The 26,123-nt window shown below is 72.0% G+C and carries 19 protein-coding genes and 1 tRNA gene; 6 read left to right on the forward strand and 14 right to left on the reverse strand.

Annotation, left to right across the window (positions count from 1 at the left end; genetic code table 11):
- Window positions 1–8: 8 nt before the first annotated feature.
- From V6R91_RS33245 to V6R91_RS33255, 3 genes are all read right to left on the reverse strand, one after another.
- Window positions 9–1,004 carry a LacI family DNA-binding transcriptional regulator gene (locus tag V6R91_RS33245; RefSeq protein ID WP_336398888.1) on the reverse strand — a complete coding sequence of 332 codons (996 nt, stop codon included), beginning with the start codon at window positions 1,002–1,004 and terminating at the stop codon, window positions 9–11.
- A 90-nt stretch (window positions 1,005–1,094) separates the two neighbouring features.
- Window positions 1,095–3,383, reverse strand: coding sequence for an alpha-L-rhamnosidase (locus tag V6R91_RS33250; protein ID WP_336398889.1), 2,289 nt, complete (start codon window positions 3,381–3,383; stop codon window positions 1,095–1,097).
- Between the two features lie 39 nt (window positions 3,384–3,422).
- Window positions 3,423–4,724, reverse strand: a complete 1,302-nt coding sequence (locus V6R91_RS33255) for an MFS transporter (RefSeq protein WP_336398890.1) — start codon at window positions 4,722–4,724, stop codon at window positions 3,423–3,425.
- A gap of 263 nt (window positions 4,725–4,987) precedes the next feature.
- On the opposite strand from V6R91_RS33255, the gene V6R91_RS33260 reads away from it, so the two are divergent.
- The 4 genes from V6R91_RS33260 (at window position 4,988) to V6R91_RS33275 (ending at window position 12,445) form a co-directional block, all read left to right on the forward strand.
- Entirely contained in the window at window positions 4,988–7,768 is a 2,781-nt protein-coding gene (locus V6R91_RS33260; RefSeq protein WP_336398891.1) for a family 78 glycoside hydrolase catalytic domain, read from the forward strand.
- A complete protein-coding gene (rhaI, locus tag V6R91_RS33265; protein WP_336398892.1) occupies window positions 7,765–8,931 on the forward strand; it encodes an L-rhamnose isomerase in 1,167 nt (388 codons plus the stop codon). The genes V6R91_RS33260 and rhaI overlap by 4 nt, the downstream gene beginning before the upstream one ends.
- Before the next feature lie 71 nt (window positions 8,932–9,002).
- Complete coding sequence (locus V6R91_RS33270; protein ID WP_336398893.1) at window positions 9,003–11,039, forward strand: bifunctional aldolase/short-chain dehydrogenase; 2,037 nt, start codon at window positions 9,003–9,005, stop codon at window positions 11,037–11,039.
- A 2-nt stretch (window positions 11,040–11,041) separates the two neighbouring features.
- The gene (locus tag V6R91_RS33275; RefSeq protein WP_336398901.1) at window positions 11,042–12,445 is read left to right on the forward strand and encodes a rhamnulokinase; all 1,404 of its coding nucleotides are present in this window, start codon (window positions 11,042–11,044) and stop codon (window positions 12,443–12,445) included.
- Between the two features lie 10 nt (window positions 12,446–12,455).
- Here V6R91_RS33275 and V6R91_RS33280 read toward each other — a convergent pair whose 3' ends face one another.
- From V6R91_RS33280 to serS, 4 genes are all read right to left on the reverse strand, one after another.
- The gene (locus V6R91_RS33280) at window positions 12,456–13,754 is read right to left on the reverse strand and encodes an LCP family protein (protein ID WP_336398894.1); all 1,299 of its coding nucleotides are present in this window, start codon (window positions 13,752–13,754) and stop codon (window positions 12,456–12,458) included.
- Between the two features lie 126 nt (window positions 13,755–13,880).
- Window positions 13,881–13,965, reverse strand: a tRNA-Ser gene (locus V6R91_RS33285).
- A 134-nt stretch (window positions 13,966–14,099) separates the two neighbouring features.
- Complete coding sequence (locus V6R91_RS33290) at window positions 14,100–14,918, reverse strand: HAD family hydrolase (RefSeq protein ID WP_336398895.1); 819 nt, start codon at window positions 14,916–14,918, stop codon at window positions 14,100–14,102.
- A complete protein-coding gene (serS, locus tag V6R91_RS33295; RefSeq protein WP_336398896.1) occupies window positions 14,915–16,222 on the reverse strand; it encodes a serine--tRNA ligase in 1,308 nt (435 codons plus the stop codon). The genes V6R91_RS33290 and serS overlap by 4 nt, the downstream gene beginning before the upstream one ends.
- A gap of 77 nt (window positions 16,223–16,299) precedes the next feature.
- Between serS and V6R91_RS33300 the strand changes: the two genes are divergently transcribed.
- Window positions 16,300–17,298, forward strand: coding sequence for a diacylglycerol/lipid kinase family protein (locus tag V6R91_RS33300; RefSeq protein WP_067242844.1), 999 nt, complete (start codon window positions 16,300–16,302; stop codon window positions 17,296–17,298).
- Window positions 17,299–17,348: 50 nt separating this feature from the next.
- On the opposite strand, the gene V6R91_RS33305 is transcribed toward V6R91_RS33300, so the two are convergent.
- The 3 genes from V6R91_RS33305 to V6R91_RS33315 form a co-directional block, all read right to left on the reverse strand.
- Window positions 17,349–18,083 carry a hypothetical protein gene (locus V6R91_RS33305; RefSeq protein WP_336398897.1) on the reverse strand — a complete coding sequence of 245 codons (735 nt, stop codon included), beginning with the start codon at window positions 18,081–18,083 and terminating at the stop codon, window positions 17,349–17,351.
- A 104-nt stretch (window positions 18,084–18,187) separates the two neighbouring features.
- On the reverse strand, window positions 18,188–19,648 hold the full coding sequence (gene cls / locus V6R91_RS33310; protein WP_067242839.1) for a cardiolipin synthase: 1,461 nt from the start codon (window positions 19,646–19,648) through the stop codon (window positions 18,188–18,190).
- A 135-nt stretch (window positions 19,649–19,783) separates the two neighbouring features.
- Window positions 19,784–19,957, reverse strand: coding sequence for a hypothetical protein (locus V6R91_RS33315; protein WP_169797634.1), 174 nt, complete (start codon window positions 19,955–19,957; stop codon window positions 19,784–19,786).
- A gap of 149 nt (window positions 19,958–20,106) precedes the next feature.
- On the opposite strand from V6R91_RS33315, the gene V6R91_RS33320 reads away from it, so the two are divergent.
- A complete protein-coding gene (locus V6R91_RS33320; protein ID WP_336398898.1) occupies window positions 20,107–21,318 on the forward strand; it encodes a DUF4192 family protein in 1,212 nt (403 codons plus the stop codon).
- A 47-nt stretch (window positions 21,319–21,365) separates the two neighbouring features.
- Here the strand turns inward: V6R91_RS33320 and lysS are convergent, their stop codons facing one another.
- The 4 genes from lysS to V6R91_RS33340 form a co-directional block, all read right to left on the reverse strand.
- Entirely contained in the window at window positions 21,366–22,913 is a 1,548-nt protein-coding gene (lysS, locus tag V6R91_RS33325) for a lysine--tRNA ligase (protein WP_271059713.1), read from the reverse strand.
- A gap of 99 nt (window positions 22,914–23,012) precedes the next feature.
- On the reverse strand, window positions 23,013–23,714 hold the full coding sequence (locus V6R91_RS33330; RefSeq protein WP_271059714.1) for a DUF2520 domain-containing protein: 702 nt from the start codon (window positions 23,712–23,714) through the stop codon (window positions 23,013–23,015).
- A complete protein-coding gene (locus tag V6R91_RS33335) occupies window positions 23,711–25,402 on the reverse strand; it encodes a PH domain-containing protein (protein WP_336398899.1) in 1,692 nt (563 codons plus the stop codon). The genes V6R91_RS33330 and V6R91_RS33335 overlap by 4 nt, the downstream gene beginning before the upstream one ends.
- A gap of 50 nt (window positions 25,403–25,452) precedes the next feature.
- Entirely contained in the window at window positions 25,453–25,962 is a 510-nt protein-coding gene (locus V6R91_RS33340) for a PH domain-containing protein (RefSeq protein WP_255218068.1), read from the reverse strand.
- Window positions 25,963–26,123: the final 161 nt, after the last annotated feature.

Here is a 26,123-nt window from a genome sequence, read left to right on the forward strand (position 1 = left end):
CGCCGGGCTCAGCGCCCGGTCGTGGATGCGCGGACGACCAGCTCCGGCCGGTACCGGACCGGCTCCGCCAGCCCCTCCCCCTCGCCGAGCAGGAGATCGACGGCCGTCGCGCCGATGAGCGACGCGGGCTGGCGCACCGAGGAGAGCGGGATCACGGCGGCCGCCGCGAAGTCGATGTCGTCGTAGCCGATGAGGGCGAGGTCCTCCGGAACGCGAGCGCCCCCGGTCATCACCATGCCCTGCAGGATCCCCAGCGCGACGAGGTCGTTCGCCGCGAAGACGCCGTCCGGCCGCTCCGCGGGCGCGCGCTGCAGCAGGAGCTCCCCCGCACGACGCCCCTCCTCCACCGTCAGCGCACGGGTGGCGAGGAACTCGATCGCCGCCCCCGCCTCGGCCGCGGCGGACTGCGCGCCGCTGAGACGGTCCGACACCTGCGGCAGCGTCAGCGGCCCTCCCACGAAGGCCAGTCGTCGGCGACCGAGGGACAGCAGGTGCGCGGCCGCGATGCGCCCGCCCTCTCCGTCGTCCACCGACACCGAGGCGAAGCGCGGGTCGCTCGAGCGCCGGTCGACCAGGACCGACGGAATGCCTCGCTGGTGCATCCGGCCGAGCAGCGGCGTCGCGTCCCCCACCGGCGTGATGAGCACGCCCGACACCCGCTGCTCCTCGAACAGTGCGAGGTGGGTCGCCTCGCGCTCCGCCTTCTCGTCGCTGTTGGCGACCAGCACGCTGCGCCCGTGCTCCTCGGCGCGCCCCTCCGCACCGCGGACGACCTCGGCGAAGAACGGGTTGCGGATGTCGAGCACGACCAGTCCGATCGTGCGGCTGCGGCCGGCGCGCAGCTGCCGCGCGGCGTCGTTGCGGACGTAGCCGAGCCGCTCGATCGCCGCGTGGACGCGCGCGACGGTGTCCGCCGAGACCCGCTCGGGGCGGTTGAGCACGTTCGACACGGTCCCGACCGACACCCCGGCGTCCTCGGCGACCTCACGCACGCTCACCGCCATCGCGCCCCCTTCTCGCACAGCGAGCCTAGGGCATGGGCGCCGGACCGCACGGTCCGCCCGGCGCCCGCCGGACCCACGGCGGGACGCGGGTCAGACCGTGAAACGGTGCTCCCCGCCGGCCACCTCGTGCGTCGTGCCGTCGGGCAGCACGATGTCCGCGGGGACGCCGTCCGGGATCACGGCGTCGAGCACGAACCGATCCCCGTCCGTCCGCCAGGACACCTCGATGTCGCCGACCCGCGAGGCGTACCGCGTCCGCGCCCAGGTCAGCCCCGGACCCGGCACGGGCTCGATCCGGATCCGGGCGTATCCCGGCTCGGCCGGACGGATGCCTCCCACGACCTGGAAGATCCAGTCGGCGACGGCCCCGAGCGCGTAGTGGTTGAAGCTCGTCATCTCCCCCGGGTTGATCGACCCGTCCGGGAGCATCGAGTCCCAGCGCTCCCAGATCGTCGTCGCCCCCATCGTCACCGGGTACAGCCACGACGGGCACTCCCGCTCCAGCAGCAGCCGATAGGCGTCCGCGACGTGCCCGGTTTCGGACAGCGCCCAGGTCACGAACGGCGTGCCCGCGAACCCGGTGGTCACCCGGTAGCCGCCCTGTCGGACCAGCTCCGAGAGCCGGTCCCCCGCCCGCACCCGGTCCTCCTCCTTCAGGAGTCCGAAGCAGATGGCGAGCGCGTAGACGGTGGTGCAGTCCGAGCGGATCCGCCCGCCGTCGACGTAGTTCTCGCGGAAGGCGGTCCGCGTCCGCTCGGCGAGGTCCGCCCATCGCTCGGCGTCCTCCGCCCGCCCGAGGACCCCCGCCGCCTCCGCCGCGAACGACGCCGAGCGGTACAGGCAGGCGGTCGCCACGACGTGCGGATCGGCCTTCGCCGCCGCGGGGTTCTCCGGCGGCGCATCGGGGTCGAGCCAGTCGCCGAATTGGAACCCCCGGTCCCAGAGGCCGTCGGGCGACAGCATCCGCTGCACCGACTCGAGATGCAGGACCATCGCCGGATAGTGCGCGGCGAGCCGGTCCCGATCCCCGTAGGCGTGCCACAGCGCCTGCGGCACCCACACCGCCGCGTCGCCCCAGACGGCCGTCGGCCCCATCTCGGGGAACGCGAAGTCCTCGCCGAAGTGCGCGTACTTCAACGCGTCGGGGACGACGATCGGGACGAACCGATCGGGAGCGTTCTCGGTCTCCGCCCGCAGATCGCGCAACCAGTCGTCCAGGAAGTCCGCGACGTCGTAGACGAAGGCCGCCGACGCCGCGAACGCCGCGATGTCGCCCGTCCACCCCAGGCGCTCGTCGCGCTGAGGGCAGTCCGTCGGCACGCTCAGGAAGTTGCCCCGCTGCCCCTGCACGACGTTCTCGACCAGGCGGTCGACGAGCGGGTCGGAGCAGGAGAAGGAGCCGGTGCGGCGCATCTCCGAGTGCACCACGACGGCCTCGAGGTCGTCCGCCGTCAGCTCGCCCGGCCAGCCCTCGACCTCGGCATAGCGGAAGCCGTGGAACGTGAAGGTCGGCTCGAAGACGTCGTCCCCGCCCGACAGCACGAACACGTCCGTGGCCTCGGCGGCGCGGAGCGGTCGCGTGCCGAGCTCGCCGTGCTCGAGGACCTCCGCGTGCCGGATCGTGACCTCCGTGCCCCGCGGGCCGCGCACGCGCGCCCGGATCCATCCGACGAGGTTCTGCCCGAAGTCGACGAGAAGGCGTCCCGACGGCGACCGGTCGATGCTCACCGGGCGGATCGCCTCGTGCCGGATCACGGGCGGACCGCTCTGCGGGATCAGTCGCGCGCGGTCCACCGTCAGCGCCTCCACGGGCAGCGCCTCCCCGGGCAGGGTCTCCCCGGGCAGGGTCTCCCCGGACTCGCCACCTTCGCCGCCCCGGAGCCGGGCGTCGATGGTCTGCCCGTTGTAGAGGGAGTTGCGGGTCGTCTCGGACCCCTGCGCCGCCCACCCGCCCTCCGAGGTCTCGACGCTCTGCACGGAGCCGTCCGCGAACGTGAGGCGGAGGGCCGCGCAGACGGCGATCCGGTCGCCATAGTCGATGTCCGCGCCCTCGAAGCCCAGCTTCCCGCGATACCAGCCGTTGCCGAGGTGCAGGCCGAGCCGGATCGGCCCGCTGCCGTCGCGCACGAGGTCGGTGACGTCCCAGGTCTGGTACGGCAGCCGCCACTCGTACGCGCTCCACCCCGGATCGAGGACCGACGACGAGACGGCACGGCCATCGATGCTCGCCTCGTACACGCCCAGTGCGGTGGCGACGAGCTCGGCCTTGCGGACCTCGGCCCGAGGGCGAGCCGGTTCGACGTACCGCGTGAACCGGATGGCCCGGTCGCGCGGAACGGGCGCGGTGAGGAAGGCGGCGGCGTCGAGGGGGGTCGTCATGCGGGGATCTCCTTGTGCGGGGGCGACGGGCGGGCGCGGTCAGGGCTGAGGGGTCGGCACGGCGGCGGTCGCCGCTTCCGGATCGCGCCGTGCCTCCTCCTCGAACTGGTTGCGGCGCTGGCCCCGGAAGGCCAGCAGGGCGACGACGAGCCCGATCGCGACCACCGCGCTCAGGACGCCGTAGAGCCCCTGCGGACTGACCGCGACCAGCGAGGGCGTCACGAACGCGAGCAGCGCGGCGACCACGCGCGCCACGGCGATGATGCTCCCCTGCGCGGTGGTGCGCAGCAGCGTCGGGAACGACTCCTGCGTCCACACCTTCATCATCCCCTCGAAGGCGAACGCCCCGCCGATTCCCATGAAGACGTTCATCGCGACGATCGTGGGCAGCGAGAAACCGAGGAGCGCCGGGGTGAGGTAGCCCAGCAGGAGGACCACGGCTCCGATCGTGAAGTAGGTCATCCGGTGTGCGCCGTCGACGATGCGCATGAACCAGAGGCCGCAGAGCAGGCCGATCGGGAACGTCAGGAGGCCCAGCGCGGAGTTGGTCTCGACGGAGATCCCGGCGACGTTCACCGCGAGGTAGGTGCCGAACTGGCCGCCCGTGTTCGCGCCGACGTTGGTGAGCGTGTAGAAGACCAGCAGGGCGACGAACGGGGCCAGGTACGGCGGGCGCAGCAGATCCCGCACCGAGGCGCGGTCCGCGCGGATCGTCGCGACGCCCCGGCGGCGCTCGTCCCGCGCCGCGAGCCACGACGGGGACTCGGGGATGGTCAGGCGCGCGAGGAAGATGAGGACGGCGATGACGCCGACCTGCGCGAACAGCAGCTGACCGCCCAGACGCCCCCATCCGCCGGCGATCGTCGAGATGATCACGGTCCCGAGGATGCCGACGACCCACAGGATGTTGGAGAGCCCGATGATGGCGCCGCGGTTCTTCTCCGTCGCCGCCTCGGCGATGGTGGACAGGGACACCGGCAGGTCCGCCCCGGTCCCGACCCCGGCGAGGATGACGCCGGCCAGCAGCAGCGGGAAGCTGTCGCCGAAGACGAGCAGGGCGATGCCGATGATCACGAGGACCATCGTGGCGAGGAACACCCGGCGCCGGCCCAGCAGGTCGCCGAGGCGGCCGCCGAACACCGCTCCGGCGGCGATGCCGAGGGTCAGCACTCCGGACAGGATGCCGATCTGCTCGGGCGTGATCCCGATCGTGTGCTGGTAGATGACGAGGGCGATGCCGGTCGCGACGATCGTCGCGGCGTCGATGTACGACGCCATACCGCAGACGATGCCGACCCACCACGGGTTGGGGCGGCGGACGGCGGGAGCTTCGACGGCCATGGTTCTCCTTTGAACGTGAGCGTGTGAATGAACGTGAGCGTGTGAACGCGAGCGGCCCGGTCGGTGACGCCGGATGGGGTTCCGGCGCCCGGCGAATCGGGAGGGTGACTGCACGCTAGCAGGGAATGAATCGATTCACAACCGGTCCTGGGTAAGACGCTCGACGCCTTGCATTCACGCCATTCTGAGCGACTTGACCCCCCTCGACCTTCCGCATTACATTCATCTCAGGCTTGAATCGATTCAGAGCAAAGGAGCCGTCGATGCCTCTCCTCCTCACCGACCTGCGGGCCGATCACCTCGTCCGCCCGCTGGCCCTGCGCCGTACGAGCCCGCGGCTCACCTGGCGCCTCTCGGCCGAGGGGAACCGGATCCTGCCGCGCGCGCACCGGATCCGCGTCACCCGCACCAGGGACGGAGAGACCGTCCACGACACCGACTGGGTCGACTCCGCCGAGTCCGCCGCGGAGCTGGCCCGGTTCAGCGGTGAGCCCGGCGCCGAGTACCGCTGGGACCTCTCCGTGCGCGGCGACGACGACACCGTCGCCACCGCCTCCAGCACCTTCGGGATCGGTCTCGCCGACTGGGACGCCCCCTGGGTCGAGCCCCCGCAGCAGCCGGTCCTCGTCGAAGGCCCGCTGGAGCTGGGGCCGGAGGTCTTCGCCGCCGCCGACACGGCCACGCCGCCCGGGGACCGCCTGCACCCGCCCCGGTACCTCCGGCAGAGCTTCGACCTGCCGTCCGCGCCGGTGTCGGCTCGGCTGCGCATCACGAGCCAGGGCGTGCACCATCCGTCGGTGAACGGCCGCCCCGCCGGCGACGGTCTGCTGGCCCCCGGCTACGAGAGCTACCAGCACGAGATCTCCGTGATGACCCACGACGTCACCGAGCTCCTGCGTCCCGGCCGGAACGTGCTCGGGGTGATCCTGGGCGACGGGTGGTACGCGGGGCGGATCTCGATCCTCGGGCGCAGCGCGCAGTACGGCGACGTCCTGCGCGCGACCTGGCGGCTGGAGGTCGACCTCGCCGACGGATCACAGCATGTGATCCGCCCGGACGAGGGTGTGCGCAGTGTCCGCGGCCCCATCGACTGGTCCGACATCTTCATCGGCGAACGCCACGACGCCCGCGCGGAGATCGACGGGTGGGACACGCCGGACGACGACGACGCGTTCGCCGACGGGGCGCCGTGCGCGCTCGTTCCCGTCGAGGTCCCCCTCGTCCCGTTCGTCGGAGAGCCGATCCGCCGCGTCCGCGAGCTTCCCGCACAGGCCGTGCTCACGACCCCCTCCGGCGAGACCGTCGTCGACTTCGGCCAGGTGCTGGCCGGGCGCGTGCGCATGAGGGTCCGCGGCGAGCGCGGCACCGTCGTCCGTCTGGAGCACGCGGAGGTCGTGGACGCGGAGGGGAACTTCCTGGACAACATCCTCGGCGTCAACAAGGACCAGGCGGACGAGTACGTGCTGGCCGGACGATCGGAGGGCGAGGAGTGGGAGCCGCTGTTCACCTTCCACGGCTTCCGGTACGTCAAGCTCATCGGCTACCCCGGGACCCCGGATCCCGCGGACTTCACGGCGGTCGTGATCGCCAACGACCTGGAGGCCACCGCGTCCTTCTCCTCCTCCCATCCGCGGCTCGACCGCCTCGTGGAGAACACGGTGTGGTCGCAGCGGTCCAACTTCCTCGCCGTCCCGACCGACTGCCCGCAGCGCGAGCGCGCCGGCTGGACGGGCGACCTGCAGATCTTCGTCCCGACGGCCGCCACGCTGATGGGCGTCGCGGCGTTCCTGGAGCGCTGGCTGCGCAACGTCCGGGTGGACCAGGCCGCCCACGACGGCGTGGTGCCGATCATCGTCCCGATGCCGCCGGCGATGGACGACCCGACGCGCCCGAACGCGGGGCTCGGCGGCATCCATGCCGCCGCCGGGTGGGCGGACGCGATCACCATCGCGCCCTGGGAGCTGTACCGCCACTACGGCGACCCGCGGTTCCTGCGCGACAACCTGGACGCGATGCGGGCGTGGGTCGAGTACCAGACCGCGGACGCGGCGGCGACCCACCCCTCCCGGATCGATCCCGAGACCGCGTCAGAGGAGGTGCTCGCCCGCCACCGCCTGCTGTGGAACGGCCAGCCGAACTTCGGGGACTGGCTCGCGCCGTCGACGTTGGACGGCTCGCGTCCCGAGGCGGCGGGGCTCGACGAGTTCTCTGCCATCATGCTCGCTCCGCAGCTCACCGCGGAGCTGACCGGCCCGCTGTTCCAGATCCGCTCGCTCGACCTGTACGCGGCCAGCGCCGCCGCGCTCGGCGAGCACGACACCGCCGCGCGGGCCCGGGAGCAGGCGGCCGCCGTCCGCGCTGCCTTCGCCGCCGAGTACGTGGGCGAGGACGGGCGCATCGGACCGGACATGCAGGGGATCGCGGTCCTCGCGCTGGCCTTCGACGCTGTCCCGGCCGGGATCCGCCCGCGCGTCGTGGATCGCCTGGTCGAGCTCGTCCACGCCGCCGGCGACCACCTCGACACGGGGTTCGTCTCCGTGCCCTTCCTGCTGGACGTGCTGTGGGACAACGGCCACCGTGACCTCGCTCGGACGCTCCTCACGCAGGACACCGCGCCGTCCTGGCTGTACGAGGTCGACCACGGCGCGACCACCATCTGGGAGTCCTGGCACGCCGTGCACGAGGACGGCACCGTCGACCGGATGTCGATGAACCACTACGCCTTCGGCTGCGTCGTCGACTGGATCATCCGGAGACAGGCCGGGATCGAGGCGATCGAGCCCGGGTACCGGGTCACGCGGATCTCGCCCGACCTCGACGGCCCCCTCGACCACTGCCGCGCCCACGTGGACGCGCCGGCCGGGCGCATCGCGGTGGACTGGCGCCGTCGCGACGCCGACGCGGAGCTGACCGTCGAGATCCCGATCGGCGTGCGCGCCCGCCTGGACGCCGGCCCGGGCTGGCGGGTCGACGCCGACGACGACCTCGGCCCCGGAACCCACACCGTCCGCCTCCTCCGCAGCGAAGAAAGCACCGCATCATGACCGCACTCCCTTCCGACGTCCTCAGCGCCCTGGAGAAGCAGGCGATCGAGCTCCCCTCGTGGGCGTTCGGGAACTCCGGGACCCGTTTCAAGGTCTTCGGCAGCCCCGGCACGCCGCGGGACCCGTACGAGAAGATCGCCGACGCCGCCCAGGTGCACGCGCACACCGGCCTCGCCCCGACCGTCGCGCTGCACATCCCGTGGGACACGGTGGACTCGTTCGCCGACCTCCGCCGGCACGCGGAGGATCACGGCGTCGCCCTCGGGACGGTCAACTCCAACACGTTCCAGGACGACGACTACCGGCTCGGCGCCCTCACCCACGAGGACGAGCGGGTCCGCCGGAAGGCGATCGACCACCACCTGGCCTGCATCGACGTGATGGACCAGACCGGCGGCCGGGACCTCAAGATCTGGCTCGCGGAGGGATCCAACTACCCCGGGCAGGCCGATATGCGCAGCCGGCAGGACCGCCTGCACGACTCTCTTCAGGAGATCTACGACCGCCTCGGGGACGACCAGCGACTCGTGCTCGAGTACAAGTTCTTCGAGCCCGCGTTCTATCACACGGACGTGCCGGACTGGGGGACGAGCTACGCCCAGGTCGTCGCGCTCGGCGAGAAGGCGATGGTGTGCCTGGACACCGGCCACCACGCCCCCGGGACGAACATCGAGTTCATCGTCATGCAGCTGCTGCGCCTCGGCCGGCTCGGATCGTTCGACTTCAACAGCCGCTTCTACGCGGACGACGATCTGATCGTCGGCGCGGCGGATCCGTTCCAGCTGTTCCGCATCCTGGTCGAGGTGATCCGCGGCGGCGCGCTCAACAACGCCGACGTGGCCTTCATGCTCGACCAGTGCCACAACATCGAGGACAAGATCCCCGGGCAGATCCGTTCGGTGCTCAACGTCCAGGAGATGACGGCGCGGGCGCTGCTGCTGGACCGCGAGGCGCTCGCGGCCGCGCAGCGGGCGGGGGACATCCTCGGCGCGAACGCCGTCTTCATGGACGCGTTCTCCACGGACGTGCGCCCCGCTCTCGCCGAATGGCGCGAGTCTCGCGGCCTCCCCGCCGACCCCATGGCCGCCTATGCCGTCTCCGGCTACGCCGAGCGGATCGCCGCCGAGCGCGTCGGCGGCGCCCAGGCCGGCTGGGGCGCCTGAGCCCGGGGGCCGAAGCCCCTCGATCCCCGACCGATGCGAAACCCGACACCCACACCGAGGACACCACGCTCATGACCAACCCCACCGCCGCCGCCCTTCTCGCCCGGTCCCACCGCCTGGGCGCGGACCCGAGGAACACCAACTACGCCGGCGGGAACACCTCCGCCAAGGGCTCCGACACCGATCCCGTGACGGGCGCGCCCGTCGAGCTGCTGTGGGTCAAGGGCTCGGGCGGCGACCTCGGCACGCTGACCGAGCAGGGTCTCGCCGTCCTGCGCATGGATCGCCTGCGGGCGCTCGTCGACGTCTACCCGGGCGTGGATCGCGAGGACGAGATGGTCGCCGCGTTCGACTACTGCCTGCACGGCAAGGGCGGCGCAGCGCCGTCCATCGACACCGCGATGCACGCGCTCGTGGACGCCGCCCACGTCGACCATCTGCACCCCGACTCCGGGATCGCGATCGCCACGGCCGCCGACGGCGAGGAGCTGACCGCGAAGATCTTCGGGGACGAGGTCGTGTGGGTCCCGTGGCGCCGCCCGGGCTTCCAGCTGGGCCTGGACATCGCGGCGATCAAGGAGCAGAACCCGCGGGCGATCGGGTGCATCCTCGGCGGACACGGCATCACCGCCTGGGGAGCGTCCTCCGAGGAGGCCGAGGCGAACTCGCTGCGGATCATCGAGACGGCGACCGCCTACATCGCCGAGCACGGCGCACCGCAGCCGTTCGGCGCCGTGCGCCCCGGCTTCGAGCCCCTCGCCCCCGCCGAGCGCCGCGCCCGGGCCGCCGCGCTCGCACCGACCATCCGCGGCATCGCGTCCACCGACCGCCCGATGCTCGGGCACTTCACCGACACCGATGTCGTCCTCGACTTCCTCGCCTCCGAGAAGGCCCCCGCACTCGCCGCGCTCGGCACGTCCTGCCCCGACCACTTCCTGCGCACCAAGGTCAAGCCGCTCATCCTCGATCTCCCGGCGACGGCGTCCGTCGACGAGCAGATCGCGCGCCTGCACGAGCTGCACGCCGAGTACCGTGTCGACTACCAGGCGTACTACGACGCGCACGCGACCGCCGAGTCCCCAGCGATCCGCGGGGCCGATCCGCTCATCGTCCTCGTGCCCGGGGTCGGGATGTTCTCCTACGGCGCCAACAAGCAGACCGCGCGGGTGGCCGGCGAGTTCTACGTCAACGCGATCAACGTGATGCGCGGCGCCGAGGCGCTGTCGACATACGCTCCGATCTCGGACGCCGAGAAGTTCCGCATCGAGTACTGGGCGCTCGAAGAGGCCAAGCTCCAGCGGATGCCGAAGCCGAAGACGCACCAGGGGCGCGTCGCGTTCGTGACGGGCGCGGCCTCGGGGATCGGCAAGGCCGTCGCCACACGGCTGGCCGCCGAGGGCGCCTGCGTGATCGTCGCCGACCTGGACCTCGACAAGGCGCGCGCAGCCGCCGCCGAGCTCGGGAACGCGGACGTCGCGATCGGCGTCGCCGCGAACGTCGCCGACGCAGAGGCCGTCCAGGCCGCGCTGGACGAGGCGGTGCTCGCGTTCGGCGGCGTGGACCTCGTGGTCAACAACGCCGGTCTCTCGCTCTCCAAGCCGCTGCTCGAGACGACCGAGAAGGACTGGGACCTGCAGCACGACGTGATGGCGAAGGGCTCCTTCCTCGTCTCCCAAGCGGCCGCACGCATCCTCATCGACCAGAGGCTGGGCGGGGACATCATCTACATCTCGTCCAAGAACTCCGTCTTCGCCGGCCCGAACAACATCGCGTACTCGGCCACGAAGGCCGACCAGGCGCACCAGGTGCGGCTGCTGGCGGTCGAGCTGGGCGAGCACGGCATCCGCGTGAACGGCATCAATCCGGACGGCGTGGTGCGCGGATCCGGCATCTTCGCCTCCGGCTGGGGCGCCAACCGCGCCGCCACCTACGGCGTCAAGGAGGAGGACCTGGGCCAGTTCTACGCCAACCGCACGATCCTCAAGCGCGAGGTCGTCCCCGAGAACGTCGCGGACGCCGTGTACGTCCTCACGGGCCCGGAGCTGAGCCGCACCACGGGTCTGCACATCCCGGTCGACTCGGGCGTCGCCGCGGCCTTCCTGCGATGACGATGCGGACGGTGGCGGCGGTCGACCTGGGCGCCACGAGCGGGCGGGTGATGATCGGCCGCGTCGGGCCGGGCGTCCTCGAGCTGGAGCCGGTCGCCCGCTTCCCCAACGGGGCCGTCGCACGCGAGGACGGCCTGCACTGGGACATCGAGGCGCTCTTCGCCCATGTGCTGGACGGGCTCGCCGAGGCCGTGCGACGTGCGCCGGAGATCGAGAGCATCGGCATCGACTCCTGGGCGGTCGATTACGGACTACTCCGCGACGACGAGCTGCTCGCCGAGCCGTTCCACTATCGGGACGACCGCGCCGCGCGCGGCGTCGAGGCGGCGCACGCCCGGGTGCCGTTCCCGGACCTGTACGCACGCAACGGCCTGCAGTTCCTGCCGTTCACGACGCTCTACCAGTACCGTGCCGACGAGCGCCTCCCCGAGGCCGATACCGCCCTGCTCATCCCCGATCTCCTCGCCCACCGGCTCACCGGGGCGCGCGTCGCGGAGCGCACCAACGCCTCCACGACCGGCCTGCTCGACGTGCGGACGAGGGAGTGGGACCACGACCTCGCCGAGCGGCTCGGGATCCCTCGTCGCGTGCTCCCGCCGCTCGTGGACGCGGGAACCGTGCTCGGCCGGCTCCGCCCGGAGATCGCGGCGCGGATCGGCGCCGCCGAGCTCCCCGTGATCGCCGTCGGATCCCACGACACCGCCTCGGCGGTCGTGGCCGCCCCGCTGGCATCGCCGGCGTCCGCGTACATCTCCTGCGGCACGTGGGGCCTGGTCGGTGTGGAGATCGAGGCGCCGATCCTCACCGAGTCCGCGCGCACGGAGAACATGACGCACGAGCTGGGCGTGGACGGACGGATCCGCTTCCTGCACAACGTCACCGGGCTCTGGCTGCTGAGCGAGACGGTCCGCGCGTGGGAGCAGGAGGACGACGCCCCGCTCGACCTGTCGTCGCTGCTGAGCGAGGCGGCGGCGGTCACCGCGCCCGTCCCCCTCTTCGACGCGAACGATCCGTCGCTCAGCGCCCCCGGCGACATGCCGGCGCGGATCACGGCCCTGCTGCGGAGCCGCGGGGCGGAGCCGCCCGCCGAGCGCGGCGCCTTCGTGCGCAGCATCGTGGAGAGCATCGCCGAGGCGTTCGCGCGGACCCTCCGGGTCGTCGCCGAGCTCACCGGCCGCCGGATCGACACGGTGAACCTCGTCGGCGGCGGCGCCCTCAACGCGCTGCTGTGCCAGGCGACGGCGGACCGCTCGGGGACGACGGTGCTCGCGGGTCCGGTCGAGGCGACGGCGCTCGGGAATGTCCTCGTGCAGGCGCGCGCGCTCGACGGGTCGGCCGCCTCGCTGGAGGAGTTGCGCGCCCGGGTGGCCGCCGCCACGAGGCCGGTCCGCTACCTGCCGCGCTGATCGGCGCGGGTCACTCCCCCGCGTAGCCGACGCCGTTGGAGCAGGTCTGGTCGGCCGCGGACTGGCCCACGACCCCCTGCGGCAGGGTGACGACGCCGGGCGTGGTCGGAGGGGCGGTCTCGCCGATCTCCTCGCCGTCGCCCGGGGTGGTGTCGCCGTCCGTGGGCGGGATCTCACCGGTCCCCTCGGTCGGCGGCGCCTCGCCCGTGGTCCCGTCGGCGTTGACGACGCCGTCGTTGGTCCCGGTCACGACGATCTGCTCGTTCGCCTCCAGGGCCGCCATGAGCGTGTCCGCCGTCTCCTCGTCGGGCACGACCTTGTTCGGGTCGTCCGGATCCGTGTACACGGGGTACTGCACGAAGTTGATGTCCTCGAAGGGCACGTTCTTCACCGCGAGCGCGATCTGCACGAGCAGCATCGGGTTCGTCAGCGACTCGCTCGGCGTCACGTTGGCGAGGGCGGTGTGGGCGAGCTTCAGCAGCGTCGCCGGGTTCGACAGCACCTCGTCGCTGACGAGCTTGCGGGCCAGCGACGACATGTACACCTGCTGGTTCGAGATACGGCCCAGGTCGCTCCCGTCGCCCACGCCGTAGCGGGTGCGCAGGAACTGCAGCGCCTCGTACCCCTGCAGGGTGTTGATCCCCGGAGGCAGGTTCAGATTCGTGTACTCGTCGGTCAGACCGTTCGCGATGCAGACGTCCACGCCGCCGATGGCGTTGGTGATCTCGATCACGCCGCCCCACGTGACCTTGGCGGCGAACGGGATGTCGAGGCCGGTCAGCTCGGAGACCGTCTTGACGACGCAGTTGAGCCCGCCCGTCTCGAAGGTCGAGTTCAGCGGCTGCTTCCACATCGCCGACGTCGTGTTGCCCTCGGGATCCGTGCACTCCGGCACCGGGACCATGAGGTCGCGCGGGAGCGTGATGACCGTGACGCGCCGCGGGTTGTCGGAGATGTGCAGGAGCATGTTGACGTCGTTGCGCTCCCCGCCGTCGTCTTCCTCGCAGCGGAGGCCGAAGAGACCGGAGAAGGACTCCTCACAGGCGTCCGTGCCCACGACGAGCATGTTGATGCCGCCCTTGAGCTCGCCGATGTCCGGCGGGACCGACTCCTGCCCGTCCAGTGCGACGGCGTTCGAGGAGAGGGTGGACTGCAGGTCGTAGAGGACGTACGCGGCGACGCCGAAGCCGCTGACGAGCACGACCGCCATGGCCACGCCGACGATCTTCAGCAGCTGGGACAAAGCGGTGGGTCGGCGAAGCTGGCCGTGCCGGGCGACGGGTCGCCGCGATCGGGAGGTCGCGCTCACTCAGTGCCTTTCGATCCTGCGGAGGGTGTGGGAGCCGGTGACCCGCCTGCGGCGGTTCTCCTCTCGAATCCCGCTCAGCCATCGTGCGTCTGAACAGCCACCCTCCGGGCGGCCGTTCAGACCCAGCGGAGGGTGTGGGATTCGAACCCACGAGACATCTCTGCCCACTGGTTTTCAAGACCAGCTCCATCGGCCGCTCGGACAACCCTCCTCGACTGCGGGAATCCCCACAACCGATCGGCGTCGAGTCTAGTCGACGCGCGGAAGGCGGTCTGGACCGATCCTCTTATGATGGCGGGTCCACCTGGGGGAGCCCTGGAAGCGCTCCCCGGTCACACCGTGATCTCAGCCCCGCGTCGCCGCGGCGGCGTCGACCAGCGAGGACAGCGCGCGGGCCAGGCCGCCATGCACGACGTCGTCCGTGACCTCGCCGGCGGCGGCCTTGACCTCCTCGGGCGCCTGTCCCATCGCGACGGCGCGACCGCCGAGGTCGCGGGCCCAGCCGAACATCCCGATGTCGTTGCGGCCGTCCCCGGCCACGAACACCCGGTCGCCGTCGATGCCGCGTCGTGCCCGTACGCGCTCCATGGCGGTCCCCTTGTCGACCCCCTGCGGCGCGATGTCGAGCCACGCGGTCCAGCCGATCGCGTAGGAGACCTCGTTCAGCCCGGCCTCCTCCACGATCCGCTGGAAGTACGCCTCGTCCTGGCCGGGCGAGACCACGACGACGCGCGACACCGGCTCCGCGGACAGGTCGGCGAACGCGACCTCGCGGCCGCCGTCGAGCGTCCAGTCGTCGAGGTGCTCGGTGAACAGGCGCTGCCCGGAGCCGAGCTCGACCATGTACCGCGCGTCCGGCAGGCGCTCGCCCAGCAGCGCCAAGACCTTGGACGGGTCGAACGTCTCGACGTGCCAGCGCTCCCAGCCGTCCCCCGTGCGGCGCATCGTGACCGCCCCGTTGGAGCACACCACGAACTCGGGAGCGATCGCCAGCTCGTCGAGGTATCGGTGGGTCGCCATCCAACTGCGCCCGGTGGCCAGGGTGACCTCGTTGCCGGCGTCGCGCACCCGGGCCACCGCGTCGACGACGCCCGGGCTGAGGGTCTCGTCCTCGAGGAGGATCGTGCCGTCGATGTCGAGGCCGATGAGCCAGGGCCGGGTCATGCGGTCTCCCCCGCACCCTCGTCCGCGCCCTCGGGACGAAGGACCTCGAGGCCTCCGAGATAGGGACGGAGGACCTCCGGCACGAGGACGGAGCCGTCCGCCTGCTGGTGCGTCTCCAGGATCGCGACGATCCAGCGTGTGGTCGCCAGCGTCCCGTTGAGCGTCGCGACGGGCTGCGTCTTCCCGGGCTTGCCGTCGGCGTCCAGGGTGCGGTGGCGCACGTCGAGCCGGCGCGCCTGATAGGTCGTGCAGTTCGACGTCGACGTCAGCTCGCGGTAGGTGCCCTGCGTCGGGACCCACGCCTCCACGTCGTACTTGCGCGCGGCACTGGAGCCGAGGTCGCCCGCCGCGGTGTCGATCACCCGATAGGCGAGGCCGAGTCCGGTCAGCATGTCCTCCTGCATCGCCAGCAGGCGTTCGTGCTCGGCCTGCGCCTCCTCCGGCGTCGTGTAGACGAACATCTCCAGCTTGTTGAACTGGTGGACGCGGATGATGCCGCGGGTGTCCTTGCCGTACGAGCCGGCCTCGCTGCGATAGCAGGTCGACCAGCCGGCGTAGCGAAGGGGCCCGCGGGACAGATCGACGATCTCGTCCTTGTGGTAGCCGGCGAGGGGGACCTCGCTCGTGCCGACGAGGTACATGTCCTGCGCTTCGAGGCGGTACACCTCGTCGGCGTGCTCCCCGAGGAAGCCGGTGCCCTGCATGATCTCCGGACGCACCAGGGTCGGGACGATCATGGGCGTGAAACCGTGCTGCAGTGCCTTGTCCAGGGCCATGTTCATCAGCGCGATCTCGAGCCGGGCGCCGACCCCGCGGAGGAAGTAGAACCGCGCGCCGGAGACCTTGGCCCCGCGCTCCATGTCGATCGCGTTCAGCAGCTCGCCGAGCTCCAGGTGATCCCGCGGCTCGAAGTCGAACGTCGGGATGTCGCCGACGCGGCGCAGCTCCACGAAGTCGTCCTCGCCACCGGCGGGGACGCCGTCCAGGACGATGTTCTCGATGTGCGAGAGCGCCTCGGCGGCCGTCGCCGCCGCCTCGTTCGCCGCGTGCTGGGCCTGCTTCACGCGCTCCGCGAGGTCCTTCGCCTGCGCGACCAGCGCGGCCTTCTCCTCCTTGGGCGCGGCGGCCACCTGCTTGCCGAAGGCGTTCTGCTCGGCGCGCAGCTCCTCGAACGCCGCCAGCGCCTGGCGTCGGGATCGATCCGCCTCGATCGCCGCATCGACGGTCTCCGGCGCGTTTCCGCGCGCGGCCTGGGACTGACGGACGAGCTCCGGCTCGTCGCGGAGAAGCGCGAGATCGATCACCCCTCAAGTCTAGGACGCCCGGTCGGGCCGCCCGCCCTCGCGCCCCGCCCCACCGCCCCGCGACGTATGCTGGCGCTGTGACCACCGACGACCGCCCGCGCTCCCACGCCGCGCTCGTCGTGAACCCCGTCAAAGCGGACGCGCCGCGCCTGCGCACGATGCTCCAGTCGATGTCGGCGTCCATGGGCTGGGCGCCGCCGGCGATCCTCGAGACGAGCGTCGAGGACCCCGGTCAGGAGGCCACCCGCACGGCGCTCGCCGGCGGGGCGTCGGCCGTGCTGGTCGCGGGCGGCGACGGGACGGTCCGCGCCGTCTCCGAGGCCATGGCGGGGACCGGCGTGCCCCTGGCGATCATCCCGAGCGGCACCGGCAACCTTCTCGCGCGGAACCTCGCCCTCCCGCTCGACGATCCGCTCGGCATGATCCGGGCCGTGTTCCGCGGCGACGTCCACCCGGTCGACATCGGGTGGGCCGAGATCACCCGCCCGGACGCCACGACCAGCGAGCACGCGTTCGTCGTGCTCGCCGGGATCGGTCTGGACGCCGACATGATCGCCAACACGCGCCCCGATCTCAAGAAGTCGGTCGGCTGGGTGGCCTACGTCGACGGTGCGGCGCGCTCGCTCGCCGGGGCGAAGCCGTTCCGGGTGGTCTACGCGGTGGACGACGCCAAGCTGCACTCGGTCAAGGTGCACAGCATGCTGTTCGCCAACTGCGGCACGCTCCCCGCCGGCATCTCGCTGATCCCGGACGCGTCGATCGCCGACGGGGGTCTGGACGTCGCCGTCATCCAGCCCAGCGGCCCCTTCGGGTGGCTGGCCGTCTGGCGCACGGTCTGGTGGCAGAACTCGGTGCTGCGCCGCACGCAGGCAGGGCGCCGGATGATCGAGCTTGCCGGGCAGAGCCGGTCGATCCGGTACCTGAGCGGCAAGGCGGCCGAGGCCGCCGCGCAGGAGCCCGCGCCGATCGAGCTGGACGGCGACGAGTTCGGCGCGGCCGTGCGCATCCGATGCCGCATCGATCCCGGAGCGCTCCTGGTGGTGCTGCCCGCGGGCCACGACGTCAGCGCTCTCTGAACGCTGCCCTTCTCCGGCGCGATGCCGGGCCGGGCGGGCGCGGACGAGGATCAGCGTCCGGGGAGAGCCCCGCCGACCGTGACCTCGCCGTCGAGACCGCCTCCGGTCAGCGTCAGGACGTAGCCCTCCTGCGTGAGGGCCGTGCCGCCCAGGCCCACCACGGTCGCCCGCGGCTGCATGTCCATCGTGCACGGACGGTCGAGGTCCCGGAACGTCAGGGTCGCGCCGGTCTCGCCGATCTGCGCCCGCTCGATCTCGGGGACACAGGAGGACGAGCCCCAGGTGAGCAGCACGGCGCCGGCGTCCGAATACCACCCGGCGCTGGGTCGATAGTCCGTCGGAGTGCCGGCCGCGGTCATGGCGGGATCGCCGGCGAGCGCGACCTGTCCGGCGGCCTCGTCCCCCGTGATCGAGATCACGACGTCCTTGGTCGGATCGACGCCGTCGGGGACCGCGACCGCCACGGCGCGAGGGCTGTAGTCGGCGGTGCACACGGCATCGGCCGGAGTCGTCGACACCAGCTCGACCGTCAGCTGCTGCCCTTCCGCGCTGACGTCGCCGACCTGCGGCACGCAGCTGGAGGAGCCGAAGGTGACGAGCCCCACGAGCCGGCCGCCGTCCAGCCACGTCGCCGCGGTCTCCAGGTCGGGGCCCGGCCGCGCGGTCGAGGACTCGGTGGGGACCGTCGTCGGCGCCGGCGTTCCCCCGGGTCCGCCGGCGCAGGCGGCGAGGACGACCGCCGCCGCCGCGAGGGACACTGCTGCAAGAGCCGATCGAATCCTCATGGGGCCCATGCTAGACGCGAGACCCTCGCGTCACCCGGACCCGCACTGGGAGGGTGCTGAGGATGGGCGCGCTCCGATCGCCGCCGTTCGCGTCTCTGCCGGCGTCACTGCAGCGCGGAGGTCAGTCGGGCGAGGTTGTCCAGCACCGTCGAGCGCAGCGGCTGCTGCATCCACTCCTCCAGCGTCAGCTCGCGGCTCAGCTCGCGGTAGCGGTCCTCGACCCGGCGCACGTCCTCCACGAACTCCTCTCCCCGCACCAGCATGGAGATCTCCAGGTTGAGACCGAACGAGCGCATGTCCATGTTGCTCGACCCGATGACGGCGATGTCGTCGTCGATGGTGAGGCTCTTGGTGTGCAGGATGTACGGCTTGCGGTACATCCAGATCCGCACGCCTGCCCGCAGCAGCGCCTCGTAGTAGCTGCGCTGCGCGTGATAGACGATGGCCTGGTCGCCCTCCTCCGAGACGAACAGCTCCACCTGGATCCCGCGGTCGCACGCCGCGGTCACGGCGAGCAGCAGCGCCTCGTCCGGGACGAAGTACGGGCTGACGATCATGATCTTGTGCTTGGCCGCATAGAGCAGGCTGAGGAACAGACGCAGGTTGTTCTCGACCTCGAACCCGGGACCGGACGGCACGATCTGACAGTCCAGGTCGCCGCTGCCCGCCTCGGCGCGCAGGAAGTCCAGGTCGTCGGGGACGTGCCCGGTCTCGCTGTACCAGTCCGACAGGAAGACCGCGTTGACGCTCGCGACGACCGGGCCGTCGAGGCGGACCATCAGGTCGACCCAGTGCAGGCCGCGCTTGATGTTCTTCGGGAGGTTGTAGCTGGAGTCGGTCACGTTCTGCGAGCCGAGGAAGGCGACGTCGCCGTCGACGACGAGGAGCTTGCGGTGATTGCGCAGATCCGGGCGCTGGGTCTTCCCCCGCAGCGGCTGCACGGGGAGCATGAGCTGCCAGTGGGCGCCCATCGCGTCCAGCCGGGCGATCGTCTGGCGGTAGCGCGGCTTCCAGCGGTTGGCCCAGTGGTCCAGCAGCACGCGCACGGTCACCCCGCGTGCGGCCACCTCCTCCAGCGCGCGGAAGAAGTCGTCGGTCGCCGCATCCGCCTGCAGGATGTAGAACTCGACGTGCACGTAGTCCTTCGCCCGGCGGACGGCGGCGGCCATCGCGTCCAGGGACTCCTGGTAGTCGGAGATCAGCTCCGCGCCGTTGTCCCCGGTGAGCGGCAGCGCGCCGAGGCGCTTGTTCATGCGCACGAGGGCGTCGAACCACTCCGGGGCGTTCGGGCGGAGGCTGCCGACGGCCAGGCTCGCGCTCATGTCCGCGATGTACTCGTTGATCTGCTCCTGCTTGCGGCGCCGCGCCCGGGGCAGCCGCGGGTTCCCGATGAGGAGGAACAGGAAGACCCCGACGATGGGGATGAAGTAGATGGCCAGCAGCCACGCCATCGCCGCCGTGGGGCGTCGGTTCCGCGGCACGACGATGATCGCGGTCACGCGGATGGTGATGTCCACCACCAGCGCGATCGCCACCACCCACCAGGGCCACGCATCGATGGTCATCGCTCTCCCGTACGCAGGCCGCACGGCGGCGGCTTCGTCTCACAGTAGCGGGCCGCGCGGACACGCCTCGGGCGCTGCGCTGTGTGTCCTCGGCGGACCGGGCCCGCGCGCCTCGGGCTCAGGGGTTCCGGCGGCTCAGGAACGCGGGGGAAGACCGCGGGCGGCTCGCTCCTCGGCCTCGATGCGCGCGTGCGTGCGGCGCTCGGTGCGGTCGAAGCGGAGGATGCCCCGAAGGACCACGAAGAAGACGACGAGCACCGCGAGGGTCGGAATGATCGACCACGCCGCCGCAGCCCAGAAATCGTCCATGACCCCATCGTACGCGCCGCGCCTCGGCTCCGGCTGCGAGTGACCGCGGCCCGGCTCCTCGTCCTCCACACCCGAGGGACGGCACGCGGTTGCCCACCGATCGCGGGATCGGGCCGCTCCGTGATCCCGCGGTCGCGGAGGATCCTGACATGACCACGATCCTGAAGGCGTCCGGAGCCGCGGAGCTCCTCGCGCTCGTCCCCGTCCTGTCCGGCTTCACCCCTCGCCGCAGCGCCGTCCTGCTCCCGTTCGCCGGCCGGCGCACCGCCGGAGCCATCCGCTTCGACCTGCCCGAGGGAGACTCCGGCTCCGAGCGCGATTCCGATTCCGTGCCCCACGCCGGCTCCGGCTCGGTCCCGAGCCCGAACGCGGGCGAGGATCCCGTCACGACGGAGGCGCGCGAAAGGTTCGCCGCCACGGCGGTGGGGCTGGCCTGCCGGGTGCCCGACACCGACGCACTCGCGATCGTGCTGTACCGGGACGAGCCGCTCACCGCCGGGGAGGACGCGTCGCCGTCCCCCTTTCCCGGCGCAGCGCTCATGGACGACCTCCTCCTGCGCGCCACGGCCTGCGGACTGCGCATCGTCGAGGCGCTCTGCGTGGGGCCCGACGCCTGGGGCGACTATCTCGACCCCGACCGCGTCCGCCACCATCTCGGGGACCTCCCGGCGGCCCCCGCCGTCCCGGGTCTCGCGCCGGCCACCGGCGACCAGACGACGGGTGGCCAACTGCCGCCCGCCGACCTCGCGGAGAAGGAACGGATCGGACGCGCGTGGGAGGACGTGGAGGAGGCATTGTCGTCCGGGTACCCGCGATGCGCCTCCGCGCGCGTGGACCCTCGCGCCTTCGCGGCGACGCTCGCGCTCGACGACCTGCCGGCGTTCCTCGAGGACCTCCTGGACGCACCGCAGAACCTGCCGCCCTTCACCGTCGCCGCGCTGATCGCGGTCCTCGCCCGACCAGCGTTGCGCGATGTCGCACTGATCCAATGGGCCCGCGGGAAGGAGCACGGCGAGCGCGCGCTGGAGGCGCAGATCGCGTTCGACCTCGATCCGGGCTCGTTCCCGGCGGACATCGGGGAGGTGATGCTCGGGCGCGGTGCCCGACCGGACCCGGACCGGCTGGGGCTGGCGCTCTCGCTCGCGCGGAGCGCGGCGGCTCTCGCTCCTCGTCGGGCCCGCCCCGGCGCCCTGGCCGCCGCCGCGTGGCTCTCCTGGGCGCTGGGGCGCTCGACGCCCGCGGCGCACCACCTGGACCAGGCTCTGCTGATCGACCCGGAGCACTCGTTCGCGGGTCTCCTCCGGCGCCTGCTGAACGCATCGCCGCTGCCGGACTGGGTCTTCGCCCGGGCGCGGGCATGACCATGGCGAAGCGACCGCCGGATGCGGAGTGCCCGTCCGCCGGGACGCTACTTGACGAGAGGGAAGAGGATCGTCTCGCGGATGCCGAGACCGGTCACGGCCATGAGCAGACGGTCGATCCCCATGCCCATCCCGCCCGTCGGCGGCATGCCGTGCTCGAGTGCGCGCAGGAACTCCTCGTCCACGCGCATCGCCTCGACATCGCCCCGCGCCGCCAGTCGCGCCTGCTCCTCGAAGCGCTCGCGCTGGATCACGGGGTCGACCAGCTCGGAGTACCCGGTGGCCAGCTCGAAGCCGCGCACGTACAGGTCCCACTTCTCCACGACGCCCGGGATCGACCGGTGCTCACGGACGAGGGGCGAGGTGTCGACGGGGAAGTCCATCACGAACGTCGGCCGCTCCAGACCGCCCTTGACGAAGTGTTCCCAGAGCTCCTCGATGAGCTTGCCGTGCGTGGCCTGCGGCGGGACCTCCACGCCGTGGGCCTGCGCGAAGGTGACGAGCTCGTCCAGCGGGTCGGCCGGAGAGAACGTGCGTCCTGCCGCGGCGGAGAGCGAGTCGTACATCGAGATGCGATCCCACTCGCCGCCGAGGTCGTACTCGGTGCCGTCCGCCCAGGTGACCGTGGTGGACCCCGCCACCGCGACCGCGGCGTTCTGCACCAGTTCCTGCGTCAGGTCCGCGATGCCGTTGTAGTCGCTGTAGGCCTGGTAGGCCTCCAGCATCGCGAACTCGGGGCTGTGCGTGGAGTCCGCGCCCTCGTTGCGGAAGTTCCGGTTGATCTCATAGACGCGATCGATGCCCCCGACGACGGCGCGCTTCAGGTACAGCTCCGGCGCGATCCGGAGGTAGAGCTCGGTGTCGAAGGCGTTCGAGTGGGTGATGAACGGGCGCGCCGAGGCGCCGCCGTGCTGCACCTGGAGCATCGGCGTCTCGACCTCGAGGAAGCCGTGCGCCGTGAAGGTCTGCCGGAGGCTCGCGTTCACCGCGGCCCGGGCGCGGACCGTCGTCCGCGCCTGATCGCGGACGATCAGGTCGAGGAAGCGGCTGCGCACGCGGCTCTCCTCGCTCAGCTCCCCGTACACGTTCGGCAGCGGCAGCACGGCCTTGGAAGCGATCATCCAGTCGTCGGCCATGACCGACAGCTCGCCACGGCGGCTGGAGATCACCTCGCCGTGCACGAACACGTGGTCGCCGAGGTCCACCAGCTCCTTCCACCGCTGCAGCGACTCCTCGCCGACGTTGGCCAGCGAGATCATCGCCTGGATGCGGGATCCGTCACCGGCCTGCAGCGTCGCGAAACAGAGCTTGCCGGTGTTGCGGCTGAACACCACGCGACCGGCGATGCCCACGACGGCGCCGGTCTCCGCGCCGGCCTCCAGCTCGCCGTACTCCGCCCGCAGCTGCGGGATCGTGTGCGTCACCGGGACGGCGACGGGGAAGGCGCCGCCCGCCGCGTCCGTGCGCTCGGCGATCAGCCGCTCGCGCTTGGCCAGACGCACCGCCCGCTGCTCGAAGGTGTCCTCGGCCGACTCGGCGGCGTCGGTGCCGGACGACGGGTCGACGGCGGGGGTCTGCGCGGGCGCGTCAGTCATGGGTGGGGCTCCTCGGAAGTCGCCGTCCAGTCTACCGGCGCCCTCCGCCGCTCTCCGCGGGGTGCCCTCGCCGCACTCGTCGCGGCGAGGACCACTGCGTCAGCCCACGGCCGGCGGCTCCAGCGGGTCGGAGGCGTCGCGGAGAGCCTGCTCGACCGCCGAGGAGACGAGGGCCGAGAGGTAGCCGCCGGGGTTCTCCACGCCGATCCCGCGGAGGATGCCCGTGGCCTGACCCACGATGGCGCGCGAGAAGGTCGACGCGGTGCTGATCGCCTCCGCATACGCGGCCCGGTCCTGCTCCTCGATCACGACCGGCTCGCATCCGAGCTCCACCGCGAGGGCCTGGGCGATAGGCAGAACCATCGGCGGCGCCGTCACCGCGGCGTAGGACGCCTGAAGCTGGCGAAGATCCAGCGTCGTCCCCGTGAAGGTGATCGCGGGATGGACCGCGAGCGGGATCGCCCCGCGCTGCACCGCGGGCTCGAGCACCTCGGTCCCGAAGGCCGGGTCGGTGTGGAGCACGAGCTGCCCCGGCTGCCAGGCCCCGACCTCGGCCAGCCCCGCGACCAGCCCGGGCAGCTGCTCGCCGGGCACCGCGAGCACCACGAGCTGGCTATCCCGCACCAGCGCGTCGGCCTCGCGCACCTCCAAGCCCGGCAGGATCGCCGCCACCCGGTCGGGGTCGGAGCCCGCGGTGATCCCGACGAGGAGATGCCCGGCACCGGCCAGCGCAGCGCCCAGGACCGGCCCGACACGCCCCGCGCCGACGATTCCGACGGCGAGGCGCCCGTCACGGCTCACGACGTCCCGGGTCCGGCGGCGTCGGCGACGAGAGGCGTCCCCGCGCCGGACTCTGCCCATCGGTGTCCGCGGTCCTCGGCCGCGGCGCGCGCCGCCGCTCGGCTGACGGCGTCGAGCAGCTCGACCATGACGTCCCGCTCGATGCCGGAGACATCGCCGGTGACGGGTCCGGTGACGGAGTGCGGTCGGCCGCTGGCCACGCGCTGCGCGCGGTCGATCGGCCCCTGCTCGACCGAGAAGCCCTGGAGCCGCGCGAGCGGGAACAGCGCGAGCTTGCGCCAGATGCGTCCGCGGCGGATGAGCAGCGCGAAGTCGGTCAGCGCGATGCCGTGCCGCCGCCAGGAGAACGGCCGCCGCCACCAGGCCCGCGCCGGGATGGTGCGGTACGGGTCGCCCGCCACGGGGCCGAGAACGCCGTGCTCCCAGATCAGGGGCACGACCTCGTGCGGCGCATCCGGGAGGATGAGGCCGAGAACGCGCTCGACGTCCGCGCGGGCACCGACCGGGAGCACCACGTTGAACTGCTGCGCCGTGCTGGACTGCTGGGCCGAGGCGCTCTTGCCGGACATCCGGTTGATCTTGACGGTCCACCACCCGAACGGGCGCCACAGCAGCGGCTGCGACACCTCGACGGCGAAGATGCGTCCCGGCGGAATGGTCTCGGTGACGGTGGTGAGCAGGCCGAAGGTGATCCGCACGCCGTCCGGGGTGGGCGCGATCGAATACCGCAGCGACTTCGCGATCTGCGCCCACGTGATCGCGACCGCTGCGAACAGCATCGGCAGGCCGGTCACGAGCGCGACGCCGAGGAGGATCGCTGCGCCCGCCGGGCCCTCGTTCGCGACGATCGGGGGGAACACGAACGCCATGACGACGGCGAACAGCACCGCGAAGAAGACCAGCCACATGACGGCCGACAGCAGCTGCGAGCCGACGAGGCGACCGGTCGGGATCCGAAGGATGCTCTCCGGCGCGACGTCGTCCATGTCGACGCCCGCGATGATCCCGGTGACCCCCTGGTTCACGCCTTCGACGAGCTGCGCCCTGGCCGAACGGGCGTCCTGCGCGTTCCCGGCGACGGCGGGATCGCCGCCGCGCGCGATCTCGCGGGCGCGACGTGCGCCGGAGGCCAGGCGGAGGATGTCCATCCGGACGGCCTCCGCCTTCGGTGTGGACAGATACTCCAGAGCGACGTTCGCGTCGGTTCCGGCACCGACCACCTCCAGCTTCGCCATCCCGATCAGGCGGGCGGGGAAGGGCCGCGTGAGGTTCACCCCCTGCACCCGGTCGAGCGGGGCGCGCCGCTGCGAGCGGAAGACGATGCCCTTGCGCACCTCGACGTGCTCACCCGTGATGCGGAACTGCTGGAAGCGCCACACCATCCAGAAGATGAGGATCAGGACGACGAGCACGACGAAGACCCCGAGCAGCGCCACCAGCGCGAGGTTGTTCGACAGCACCCAGTCCACCGGGTCCCCGCCCACCTCCACGCGCGACGCCTCGGGCGAGAAGAGTCCGATGACCCAGTGGACGACCTTGTCGCGGAGGTTCGCGACGACGAGACCCAGGATGACGATCAGCGCCAGCCCGCCCTTGAACAGCGGGGTCAGCGGATGCATCCGGTGCCATTCGCCGTCCGCGAGCTCGGACGACCCGCCCGACGGGAGGGTCCCGTCCGCGGTGGTCACGGGTGCGGAGGGCTCGCCGCCCGCGGGCGGGGACGACGGAGGAAGCACGCTCACAGCCCGGTCCGGCGGGTCTCGGCGACCTCGATCAGCGTGTCGCGCAGGGCCTCGGCCGCCGCCTGGTTCATGCCGGGGATCTCCACCCCGGTGGTCGCCGCGGCGGTCACCATCTTCAGCTTCGCGATGCCGAACGCACGATCGAGGGGGCCGTGGGTGATGTCGACAAGCTGCATGCGGCCGTAGGGCACGGCGATCATGCGCTGCCAGAGGATGCCCCGCCGGAAGACGATGTCGTCCGCGCGCAGCATGTACCCGATCGCCCGGGCCTGCCGGGGCAGGATCGCCAGCGTCACGACGGTGATCACGGCGAGGATCCCTCCGGGGATCCAGGCCCAGGGCTGGTCCAGCACGAAGACCAGGACGAGCGCCGCGACGACGACCACGGCGAGGAAGAGCACGTTCTGCAGCAGCTGCGAGGTCACGTACCGCGGCGAGATCTGATGCCACACGCCGTCCAGCGCGAGCGCACCGGGCGCCTTCGGCTGACGCAGGGTCGTGAACACGTCCTGGTCGAGCACGGCGGCGGCCCGCGGAGCCTCGCCGGTCCCGGCGGCCGCGGAGCCGGAGACTGCCGTCGTCTCGGCGGGGGCGGCGGCCGCCGCAGCGGCGGCCTCTCGCCGCGTCGCCGGCGCGGGCGAGGGGGCAGGCGCGGGTGCCGCGGGCG

It is taken from the genome of Microbacterium sp. CCNWLW41, assembly GCF_037083505.1.